General features: G+C 68.5%; 7 protein-coding genes. 1 reads left to right on the top strand and 6 read right to left on the bottom strand.

The features are described from left to right. Nucleotides 1-4: 4 nt before the first annotated feature. Entirely contained in the window at nt 5-3,445 is a 3,441-nt protein-coding gene (locus tag DEJ48_RS40135) for a thioester reductase domain-containing protein (RefSeq protein ID WP_223831848.1), read from the bottom strand. Nucleotides 3,446-3,525: 80 nt separating this feature from the next. Then, nucleotides 3,526-5,424, bottom strand: coding sequence for a non-ribosomal peptide synthetase (locus tag DEJ48_RS02600; RefSeq protein ID WP_150214079.1), 1,899 nt, complete (start codon nt 5,422-5,424; stop codon nt 3,526-3,528). Nucleotides 5,425-5,797: 373 nt separating this feature from the next. Here DEJ48_RS02600 and DEJ48_RS02605 point away from each other — a divergent pair, with 373 nt between their 5' ends. After that, nucleotides 5,798-7,009, top strand: a complete 1,212-nt coding sequence (locus tag DEJ48_RS02605) for a cytochrome P450 (protein WP_150214081.1) — start codon at nt 5,798-5,800, stop codon at nt 7,007-7,009. Between the two features lie 4 nt (nt 7,010-7,013). Here DEJ48_RS02605 and DEJ48_RS02610 read toward each other — a convergent pair whose 3' ends face one another. The 4 genes from DEJ48_RS02610 to DEJ48_RS02625 form a co-directional block, all read right to left on the bottom strand. After that, on the bottom strand, nt 7,014-7,865 hold the full coding sequence (locus DEJ48_RS02610) for a helix-turn-helix domain-containing protein (RefSeq protein ID WP_150214084.1): 852 nt from the start codon (nt 7,863-7,865) through the stop codon (nt 7,014-7,016). A 163-nt stretch (nt 7,866-8,028) separates the two neighbouring features. After that, the gene (locus tag DEJ48_RS02615; protein ID WP_150214086.1) at nt 8,029-8,250 is read right to left on the bottom strand and encodes a hypothetical protein; all 222 of its coding nucleotides are present in this window, start codon (nt 8,248-8,250) and stop codon (nt 8,029-8,031) included. Between the two features lie 770 nt (nt 8,251-9,020). Beyond that, on the bottom strand, nt 9,021-10,133 hold the full coding sequence (locus tag DEJ48_RS02620) for an alpha-hydroxy acid oxidase (RefSeq protein WP_223831849.1): 1,113 nt from the start codon (nt 10,131-10,133) through the stop codon (nt 9,021-9,023). Further along, nucleotides 10,130-11,386, bottom strand: coding sequence for an ATP-grasp domain-containing protein (locus DEJ48_RS02625; RefSeq protein WP_150214088.1), 1,257 nt, complete (start codon nt 11,384-11,386; stop codon nt 10,130-10,132). The genes DEJ48_RS02620 and DEJ48_RS02625 overlap by 4 nt, the downstream gene beginning before the upstream one ends. Between the last annotated feature and the right edge of the window lie 29 nt (nt 11,387-11,415).

Genomic DNA, 11,415 nt, shown 5'->3' on the forward strand with positions numbered 1-11,415 from the left:
CACGTCAGGGGTTGACGTGGCCGCCGTCCAAGGGGCGCCCCGCTGTCATCAGGTTCTTCAGGTCCCGGGCGTACTTGGCGACGAGGTCGCGCGTGACGCTCGGGATGTCCCCGTGCCCGGCGATCGCGCCGGCCCGGACGGCGGCGCGGAACCGGTCGGAGGGGATGACGGATCCGGTCACCGGGTCCTCGGGCTCCTTGTAGCCGTGCAGGATGGGCAACGCCGCGTACTGCCGCTGTGCCTGGGGCAGGGCGCGCATCGCAGCCTCGAGCCGCAGGTACCACTCGGCGTAGTCGTCCACCCGCTCGATGGCGTGGCCGTCCTGGGCGAGCCAGTCGACGATGGCGTCGAGGGAGACGCCGTCGTCGTTGGGGTTCACGAGGCTGAACGTCCGATATCCGGAGGGGATTCCAGAGGTTCCGCCGCCCCCCAGCGCCACCATGGCGGCGGCCGTGAAGTCGACCGGCAGGCCGTCGTAGTGGGCGCGTTCGCCGTCCGCGCGGTAGAAGCTGCGCGGCGCGATCCCGGTGGCGAGCACGCTGAACAGGAGGCGGCTGAACACGTCGGTGACGTTGAGCTGTCCGCCGTACCGGCTGTGCGCCAGGATCATGCTGGACCGGAAGGCCGTGACCGGCAGTCCGCACAGGTCGTGCGCCTCATGCAGCAGCACTTCGCCGGCCCATTTGCTGGTCGCGTACCCGTTGGCGTAGCCGTCGTCGACGCTGAGGGCAGGTAGGGCGACGCGGACGTCGGTGTCCTCGTCGAGGGCCGGTCGGCAGGAGTCGGCGACCCCGACGCTGGAGATGTAGGTGACCGGCTTCGTCCGGCGGGTGAGGGCCAGTCGGACGAGTTCGGCGGTGCCGACGACGTTGGCGTCGAAGAGGTACGGGTAGGGCAGGAGGTGGTTCACCGACGCTCCGGCGTGGACGATCAGGTCGACCTCGTCGGCCAGCCGGTCCCAGGCCGCCTCGTCGAGGCCGAGTCGCGGTTCCGCCATGTCACCCGCCACGACGTCGAGATGGCCCGCGGCCAGTTCCTCGTACGTCCGCACCAGCTCCGGGTCGCCGCTGTCGAAGGCCGCGTCCAGCCGCTGCCGGGCCGCGGCGGCGTCCTTGCCGCGCACCAGGGCGATCAGTCGGCCGCCGGCCGGCGCCAGGGTGCGCAGCCATTCCAGGGCGAGGAAGCGGCCGAGGTAGCCGTTCGCGCCGGTCAGCAGCACGGTGCGCGGCTCACGCTCGACACGGGGCAGCGCGGGGGCATCGGCGAGGAGGTGCGCGTCGAGGAACTTGTCGAGGGTGAGGTCCTTCGCGTGGACCTCGGTCGCGCCCTCCCCGTGCACCGAGGCGAAGGTGGGCCGCCGCGCGGCCGCAACTCGGCGAGCAGGGTGCCCGACGCCCTCGCCGCCTTCCTTGAACTCCACGATGCGGATCGTCATTTCCTTGAGCGTGACCGGTTCCAGGAACAGCTCGATCGGTACGTCGATGCCCAGCTCGTCGCGGAGCCGTCCGGCCAGATGCACGGACGTCAGCGAGTCGCCGCCCGCGTCGAGGTACGTCTTCTCCAGACCGGCGGGCCCGTCGAGATCCAACGCCTCGGTCACCAACTCAGTGACTCTGTCCTCCAGTTCACTTCTCAGTGCGGGCGCCGCGCTCCCGGCCGACGCCTGGGCGACCGGCACTTGAGCGGCCGTGCCGCGCAGCGTCAGCGCGCCGTACCTCTCGCCCGCGAACGGGTACGACGGGAGCCGTACCCGGCGCACCTCGCCGTCGAGCGCCGGCCATGCCACCTCCTCCCCGCGCAGCCACGCCTCCCCCGACGGGTCCCGCACCGGATCCGGTTGGCCCTCGGCCAGCGCCATGAGCTTGTCCGACGCCTCCCGCACGCCGGCGGCGACCACGTAGGCACGCACGGGCATCCCGACCCGGCCGGTGCGCAGGGTGTGCGCGACATCGGCGAGGGCGGGTGTGTCGGCCTCGCGCAGACGCGCCGCCAACCGTGCTGCCACGAGGGCGAGTTGATGGTCAGTGCGGGCCGACAGCGGCAGGACCGTGGGACGGGCGTTGACTTTCGCGTGCGGCTCGCGTACCGGTGCCTCCTGAACCACCGCGTGCACGTTCGTGCCGCCCATGCCGACCGACGTCACGCCGGCCAGCCGGGGCAGGTCCGGCCTGCGCGGCCATGGACGGGTCTCGGTCACCAGCCGCAGCGGCGAGTCCCGCAGGGCGGCCATCGGGCTCGTGACGTTCACCGTCGGGGCCAGAGTGGCGTGCTCCAGCATCAGGACCGTCTTGATCAGCGCCGCCACGCCGGCCGCCGCGTCGGCGTGCCCGATGTTCGACTTCACCGAACCGAGCGCGATGCCGACGCCGCCGTCGATGCCGACGCGGGCGTCGAGACCGGCGCGGGCGTCGAGACCGGCGCGGGGGGTGAACGCCGCGCTCGCCGCCGCCAGTTCGATCCGGTCGCCGAGCTCGGTCCCGGTCCCGTGCGCCTCCACGTACTGCGCCGCCGAAGGCTCCAGCCCCGCCGCGGCCCACGCCTCGGTGATCGCCGCCGTCTGCCGGTCCACGCCCGGGGCGGTGAAGCCGACCTTGCCGGCCCCGTCGTTGGTGACGGCCGTGCCCCGGATCACCGCGCGCACCGGGTCGCCGTCGGCGAGCGCGTCCTCCAGCCGCCGCAGCACCAGCACGCCCACGCCGCTGCCCGGTACCGTGCCGGCCGCCTTCTCGTCGAAGGGGCGGCAGCGGCCGTCGGGGGAAGAGGTCCCGCCCTGGTAGTAGACGTAGCCCTCCTTGCGCGGGGCGCCGATGGAGACGCCGCCCGCGAGCGCGGTGTCGCACTCGCCGAGCAGCAGGGCCTGGACGGCGACATGGACCGCCGTCAGCGAGGACGAGCAGGCCGTCTGGACCATCATGCTCGGCCCGTCCAGACCCAACCGGTAGGAGATCCAGGGCGCCAGGAACTCGCGGTCGGTGAGGAGACGCACCTGGATCTCGCCGATCGACGCGGCGAGCGCCGGGGCCGTCTCGGCGGCCAGGGCGTGCTCCGTCGAACTGCCGCCCATGTAGACGCCGGTGCGGGACGGTGCGCTCAGCGGGGCGTACCCGGCGTCCTCCAGCGCCGACCAGGCGGTCTCCAGGAGCACCCGGTGCTGCGGGTCCAGGGCGGCCGCCTCGGTACGGTTGAAGCCGAAGAGCTCGGCCTCGAAGCGGTCCGCGTCAGCGAGGTACCCCTGTACCGGGACGAACGCGGGATTGCGCAGCTCGGCCAGGTCCGTCCCGTCGGCGAGCAGTTCCTTCTCGGTGAACTCGGACAGCGAGCAGACGCCGTCGCGCAGGTTGGCCCAGTAGGCGTCGAGGTCGGGGGCGCCGGGGAAGCGTCCGCTCATCCCCACGACAGCCACCGCTTGTTCAAGGTCGTGCTGTGCGGCTTCCTCGGTCGTCATCGTGTCGTGCCCTTCTTGGAACGGAGCTTCGGGTGCCGGAACAGGTGGGTCGGGGTGATGAGATCCTGGTACTCCGGGTGTCACCGCCGCTCCCCTCCCTCAAGACGCTGGCGCCGTGCGCGCAGCGCACGAGAGCGCCTCGTTGATGCCGCTTGCGCGACCACAGCCGAACCCTCGTCCGAGGGAACGCCGTCACGGATCAGCGTTGCCTGCGCCGCCACCGTGGTGTGCGAGAACAGAGCGACAACCGAGAGCCGAACTCCCGCATGTCGCTCGAGGGCGTTCTGAAGCTCGAAGAGCTTGACCGAGTGGCCGCCCAGATCGAAGAAGTTCACCTCGACCGGCACGTCTTTCCGCTTCAGTACCTCGGCCCACGCGGCGGACACCCGTCCGGTCGTGTCGTCCGTGGGGGCGGCGGCTCCATCCTCTGTCCGGGATTCCGGATGGGTTTCTGCCAGCGCACTGAGGCTTTTTCGGTCGATTTTTCCGTTGGCAGTCACAGGAAACCGATCGAGCACGTGAATCCAGTTCGGAACCATGGCTTGCGGCAGCCTGCGGGCCACATGCTCGCGGATGAGTTCTGGAGAGCTGTCAGGAGGCGACAGGACGAACCCGACGAGCTGGGTCCGCTCCGTGTTCGTCACCACGACGGCGTCGCTGACCCCTGGTGCGGTACGCAGATGAGCCTCGACCGCGCCGAGCTCTATCCGATGACCACGGATCTTGACCTGCTGATCGCGGCGGCCGAGGAATTCCACCTCACCATCGTCGTTCCAGCGGGCGAGGTCCCCCGTGCGGTACATCTTGGCGCCCTCGACGTCGGTGAAAGGGTCGCCGATGAAGGCCTGGGCAGTCGCTTCAGGGCGGCCGAAGTAGCCTCGCGCCACACCAGTCCCGCCGATGAACAACTCGCCACTCACACCGCGTGGGACCGGCTCCAGCTGCTCATTCAGCAGGTAGAGGCGGACACCAGGCACCGGCCCGCCGATGGATACCGGCCCAGGGGCCTCATAGCGGCGGAAGCTGGCCCACACAGTGGCTTCGGTCGGGCCGTACTCATTGACCAGGGCGACGGTGCGGCCGAGCAACGCGAAATGGCGTTCCATCAATGCCTCGGTCAGCGCCTCGCCGGCCACGATCACCGTATCCAGCGCGTCCAGCCGCGTGCCCTGCCGTGCCGCCGCGTCCAGCAGTGCGTTGTAGAGCAGCGGCACACAGAGCAGCCGGGTGACCTGCCGTCGTTCCACCAGGTCGGCCAGCCGCTCGGGATCGCGGATCTCGTCGGATGCAGCTACGACCAGGCATCCGCCCGCGGTCAAGGTCCCCCACACCCCGGCAATCGAGGAATCGAAGGCCAGGGGGGACACAAGCAAGAAGACGGGAGCGCCGGGGTACACCTCGCGGCGTGCCCGAGTGGAAGCGGACAGCTGCCGGTGCTCGACCAGGACGCCTTTGGGTTCGCCGGTGCTGCCCGAGGTGTAGATGACGTAAGCGGCGTCATCGAGTGTCACGGCGACTGCCGCCGCAGTGATCTCCTCTCCTTCTCCTTCTCGGGCATCCTCCGCTCGAATGACCGGGTACGTGAGCGTGGTCAGTCGGTCAGACGTGCCGTCTGCGACGATCACGGCGGACACACCCGCGTCGGCGAACACATCGGCGATCCGCTGATCGGGGTGGGCCGGGTCTGCCGGGACGTACGCGGCACCGGCGTACAGGATGCCGAGCACGGCGGCGATCATCGCGTGTGACGGTTCGACGAGCACACCGATTCGCTCGCCTCTGCCCGCACCTGCCGCACGGACCAACGCTGCGAGGCGCCTGGCCCAGGCATCGAGCTCGCCGTAGCTCAGCTCGGTGCCCCCGCTCCGAACGGCGACCCTCTGCGGATCACTGCCGGCCATCCGGGCCACTTCTGCATGGACTGGGCTGAGCTCGTCGTGTGGAGCGTTCGACACAAAGCTCTGTTCTGACAAGGTCATCAAAATTCCCACACTAATTCTCGACTGATGCCGCCCGATTCAACTCCCGAAAACAGACTGCATTCCCACGGGCAGAAGTGGCGGGCCACCATGAGCAGTACACGCTCATCGGACGGTCACTGAACTCCGCTCAGACCGGAGAGAATGCACTCTGACATCCGCTCACCTCAGCGTCAACGCCACAAGAAGGGCTGGCGAGACGGCGCGCAACATGTGTCCAGAAGAGCGCAATAACCGCCTGCCGCGCTTTGCCGACGACACTTGACGCCAGCTCGCGGGCATCGCTAGCCTGCTCGATATTCCCATCACGGGTGCAGCACTTAAACCCCGTAGATTACTCATAATCTGTCAGGCCGATGCTGGGGGACCTTCCATGCGCACTCCCCATACGACGAATCTTTCCCACCTCCTCGATCCCGGACATGCGGCGGAGCCATACTCGTTCTACACCGAGTTGCGTACCGAATCACCGGTGCAGTGGGATGACTGGATGCAGACCTGGGCGGTGCTCGGCCATCCGGAAATCGTCGATCTCTCGAAGGACAAGCGTCTTTCTGTAGCCAAAATATCGGATTTCCACGAGAGCCTCCCCGAACAGGCCCGTGGGGACATTGAACTGCTGGCTCGCACGCTGTCGGACATGATGCTGTTCAATGATCCGCCGCATCACACCCGGCTGCGCCGACTGATCAGGCCCAGCCTTTCTCCCCGCCTCACCCGGGAACTACGCTTTCATGTCCAGGAGTTGGCCGACGAACTGCTCGACAAGGTCCTGCCGAGCGGACGCATGGACATCATTCACGACTTCTCGGAACCGCTCAGCCGTGGCGTCATCGCGAAACTGGCAGGTGTATCCGCCGACGCCACCCACCTCCTGGAGAGCTGGCAGGGGCTGCTGCATGAGTTCTTCACCCAGTCCGACGCCCAGAACGCGCGGATACAGGCGCTGAGGGAGTCCTTCGACCGCACTGCCACCGCTCGCCGGAACGGCACGGCCGACGACTTCTTCAGCCGGATGATCAGTCCCCAACTCCGCGCAGCCGACTACACCGAGGACGAAGTCTTCGCCAACTTCCTGCTGCTCATCGACGCGGGGCAGGCGACCACCACGCATCTGATCGGGAACGCGGTCCTCGCCCTGTTGAACAACGACGAGCAGACTCAGCGGCTGCGCAGAGATCCTGAGCTGATCACCCCTGCCACGAACGAACTGATGAGATACGACAGTTCGGTCCAGTTCACCACTCGGAAGGCGCTCGCCGACATCGACCTCGGTGACCACCTGATCCGAGCCGGCCAGTCGGTGACCCTGGTTCTTGGTTCAGGGAATCGCGACCCCCGCCGATACACCGACCCTGACACATTGGATGTCTCTCGACCGGCCGCTGATCACCTGTCGTTCGGGCACGGCATCCACTATTGCCTGGGCGCCTCACTGGCCCTCACCGAGATCGACGTCGCACTGCAGGCGCTGCTGCGTCGGACCACGAACTGGAAGTGCGAGGTGGCCCAGCCCGAGTGGCTGGAAAGCATCAACTTCCGCTTCCTTGCATCCCTTCCGATTACTTTTGAGGCAATCGCCTGAGCGTTCAAGGAGAGGGCGGATGTTGTCCTCTCTGCCGGTACTCAGAGGGCGAGCAGCCCATGTTCTTCCTGAACACCCGAGCGAAGTTCTCCGGATTCGGGAAACCACAGAGCCTGCCGACCTGGGATATGGGGTCGCTGCCCGCTGTGAGCAAGTGGCGGGCAGCGTCGATGCGCAACCCGGTCAAGTACCGCATGGGCGTCTTCCCCGTGGTGGCAGAGAATCGGCGCAGGAAGTGGTACCGGCTGAGACGTGCTTCCTTGGCCAACTGGTCGAGTGTGATGTTCTCGGACAGGTGCATCTCCATGTAGGCCCGCAGTGTGAGCAGTTGTTCCGGGCTGAGACCTCCCGTGCTCGGTGATGCGGAACGGAAGGGATGGAGCAGGTATTCGGCCAGGTAGTGGGCGGCACTCAGGGCGTAGCCCTCTCCTGCACCTGTCTTCCGGGCGTGAAGCAGTGTTTGCGCCATGGATGCGACATGCGGATCGAAGGCGCGCAGTGACTGTAATTCCGAAACATCACGGACAGGAGCGGTGGTGTGTCTGTCCAGTGCCCGCTGAAGGAATTCAGTGGAAAGCTGGATGTAAACGACTTCGAACGGGAGAAGTCTGGGCGGTGTCTTACTGAGCCGGATCAGGTTGTTGGGTGCGACCAAGCAGACCTCTCCAGGTTTGAGCGTGGTACGTCGCCAACCGTTGTCGTCGCGACGTTCGACCTGGCACACACCTCGTATTGGCGTGACGATGCCGAACCATTGATCCGACAATTGGTATGTCCAGGTGCCGCTGTCGTGTCCAGCGACTTTCTCTTCCACAACGATTTTCTGACTGGTCTGGTCTCGCCACGTAATGGTCACGTGTTGTTCCTTGCGTGGGTCTGGGAAGGCAGAGGGAGGGGATTTACGGCAGGGCGATCCGCCGAGCGCTTATGGGGAGGGCAGCGTTCACCGAGGCCGACAGGAGAAGCGGGTCAACTGGTGAAAGAGGTCAGACCGTACAGCTGGTCAGCCGGAAAAGGCGTCAGCTGGAGATGCCGGGCTCGGCCTTGGCGTTGAGGAAGAGGTGGCCGCCCGCCTGCGTCTCCTCGGTGCCCCTGGGGGTCAGGTCGTCGGGCACGCGGGCCGGTGCGGCGGTGCTGCGGCTGTCGGCCGTGGCGGCGGCCGTCGCGGCGCCGGTGAGGGCCGGCGCGGCGACTGCGGTGAGGGCGAAGCAGGCGGAACGGGCGACAAGGCTCGAACGCAACTGGATCTCCGTGGTGCTGAAGGGTGCGGAAGTGGTTCGTCCAGCGGGTGGCTGGGATGACCGCAGCTTGTTCAGTGATCCGTCCTGTCCGCCACAGATGACGACCACTACGGGACGCTGGAACGCCGACACATGCTCTGACCAGCACAGAAGTCGTGGGCGTGGAACGGGAGGTTGGAACGCCGGGACGCCCGTTGCCGAACGCTCGCCGACACCGCAGCCCCGAGCGTCGCTAACGACCTACAAGACAGTTCCTTTTCACCCATGGGCACGCCTTCGAGAAAGAGGAGTGAGGAAGCGACCGACCGCGGTACATCACCGCGGCTGCTCCCCGCTGATGACCCTCACCCTGTTGGTCGCCGCTCACGTCGCGCTCACGTTTGGCTGACGTCCCCGAAGGACAGCCCGCGGTGCGTCCACGCGGAGCCTGTTTCATCGGTACGTAGGAATCGCGTCCGTTGATATGCGCGTTGAGGGAGTGCTGGAGCCATCGCCGATCGATCCATGGTGTGCTGGATGACGAGGTCCACGTCGCCTGGTTCCAGAGACACGAAGAGGGCGGCGGCGGTCCAGCGTCTACTTGAACTGGAGCGCCGGCGCCACCTGGCCTCCGGTCGTATGCGGTTGGTGCCCAGGTGCTGGGCAAGTCCGAGCGGACGGTCTGTCACAGCCACGCACGTCCGCGCCGCGCCGTGCCCCGACGAGGTTCCCCCTCCGTGCCGGATACCCGAACGGCCCGGTACCGCGTGGTCCGGGCCGTACCGTCCGGATCACCAGGACGGGCGTACCAGGTCCGGGGTCAGGGCCGCCAGGTCGGGGGCGCCGAGGAGGGTGAGGGCCAGTTCGGTCTCTCGGTGCAGGGCGGCCAGGGCGGCGGCGACTCCTTCGGCGCCGGCCGCGGCCAGGCTCCAGACGTACGGGCGGCCGATCGCCACGGCGTCCGCGCCGAGCGCCAGTGCCTTCACCACGTCGGTGCCCCGGCGGATGCCTCCGTCGACGAGGACCGGGACCCGGCCTGCCACGGCTTCGGCGACGGCGGGCAAGGTGACGAGCGGGGCGATCGCGGTGTCCAGGTTGCGGCCCCCGTGGTTGGACATCCAGACGCCGATGCCCGACTCCGCGGCTCGGCGGGCGTCGTCGGGGCGCACGATGCCCTTGGCCAGGACCGGCAGCCCGGAGACCGAGCGCAGCCATTCGAGGTCGGACCAGGCGACGGCGGGGTCGATCCGCGGGTCGTGGATGGTGCGGTGGGAGGGGTCGGCCGTGTGCCGGGGCGGGTTCGCGGCGTGGCCGGTCAGGTTGGCGGGCGTGCCGTGGGAGGGCAGGGCGAATCCGTTGCGCAGGTCCCTTTCCCGAAGGCCGGTCACCGGGGTGTCGACCGTGACGACGCAGGCCGTGGCGCCTGCCGCGCGGGCCCGGAGCACCAGGTCCTTGGTGAGGGCCCTGTCCCTTTGTACGTAGAGCTGGAACCACCAGGGTCCGGTGGCGGCTGCGCCTATCTCCTCCAGCGTCAGTGTCGAGAAGGTGCTCACCGTGGTGAGGGTTCCCGCCGCGGCGGCGCCCCGCACGGTCGCCGCTTCCGCGTCGGGGTGGAACAGGCCGTGCGAGGCGGTCGGCGCGAGGAGGACGGGGGCGGGGAGTTCCGTGCCGTAGAGGGTGCAGCGCGTGTCCACGCCCGCGGTGCCGGTGAGGACCCGGGGCAGCAGGGCCAGCCGCTCGTAGGCCTCGGCGTTCCAGCGCACGGTCCGTTCGTCCGCCGCGCCGCCCTGCAAGTAGTCGTAGGCGGGGGCGGGCAGTACGTCCCGGGCCGCGTCGTGGAAGTCGGCCAGGGTGATGCGTTGGGGGTGGGGGGTGGTGGCGGGGCGCGGCAGTGAGGTCGTCACAGTGCTCCCTGGTCGGCGGCGTGCACGCGCAGGTGGAAGGTGAGGCGGTGGATCGCCTCTCGGGCTGCGGCCAGGGCCTCGTCGGCGCTGGGCGCTGTCGCGCGGGCGTGGGCGACCCGGGAGGTGGAGGACTGGAGCGTGTCGACGGTGGCGTTCGGCGGAACCAGCAGCTGCACTTCGGTCACCCCGGGTATCGCGCGGGCCTCGTCCACTCCCGTGGTCTCCGCGAGCACTCCGGGGGCGGGCAGCGCGGCGAACCAGATCGCCGAACTGCGGGGCGTGCGCGGTGCGGCCAGGGCGGCGCGGATGCCGGGCAGGACCTTCTCGCCGAGGGTGTGGCGGATGAGGCAGTCGGCGATGTCGACGCCGGTCACGTCGTGAGCGAGGGCCGGGATCTCGTCGCCGCCCATGCGGACGTGCGTCTCGATCAACTGCGGTCCGCTCTCGGTGAGGACGACTTCGGTGTGGGTGGCGCCGGCCCCGATGCCGAGGGCGTCCAGGATTCGTTCCACGTAGTGGTGGATCTGCTTTTCCTGGGCGGGGGTGAGGGGTGCGGGGCTGACGTGGCCCAGTTCGACGAAGTTCAGCGGGTCGGAGTACTTGCGGGTGATCGCGACGATCTGGTGGTCCCCGTCCTCGGAGAACGCCTCGACGCTGAACTGCGGGCCCTCATGGAACTGTTCCACCAGGACCGGCGTGGCGTCGGCGTCCCCGGGTCCGCCGCCGGCCCGTGCGAAGGCGTCGGCGGCCTCCTCGGCGGCACGGACCAGGGAGATGCCCTTGCTGAAGGAGCCGTTGCCCGGTTTCACGATGCAGGGGGTGTCGTGCGCGGCGAGGAACGCCCGAAGTTCCTCCACGTCGAAGACCTGGGCGCAGGCCGTGGTGTCGATGCCGGCTTCGCGCAGCCGGGCCCGCATGGCGTGTTTGTCGTAGACCAGAGTGGTGGTTTGCGGGGAGTGCGCGGCCAGGCCCAGCGCCTGGCCGACGAGTGCGCACTTGTCCTGGTCCCGCTCGCCGAAGGCCACGATCCGGGTGAACGGGTGCCGGGCGTGCACGGCCTCTGCGAACGCGATCCACTCGTCGTCCGGCGCGTCGGGGCTCACCCCGACGATCCGGGTGTGTTCCGTCGTCTCACGGAGTTTGGAGAGGTAGTCCAGCCGGCAGATGACGGTGGTGCGGGTGCCGGCCCTGGCGCGGCGCAGCCGGGTGGGCAGGTCTCGGCCGCTGCCGATGACCAGGACGTGCTCGGGCATGTTGGTCGACCTCGCTGGGAGTAGCTGGG

Source organism: Streptomyces venezuelae (assembly GCF_008642315.1).
Taxonomy (GTDB): Bacteria; Actinomycetota; Actinomycetes; order Streptomycetales; family Streptomycetaceae; genus Streptomyces; species Streptomyces venezuelae_D.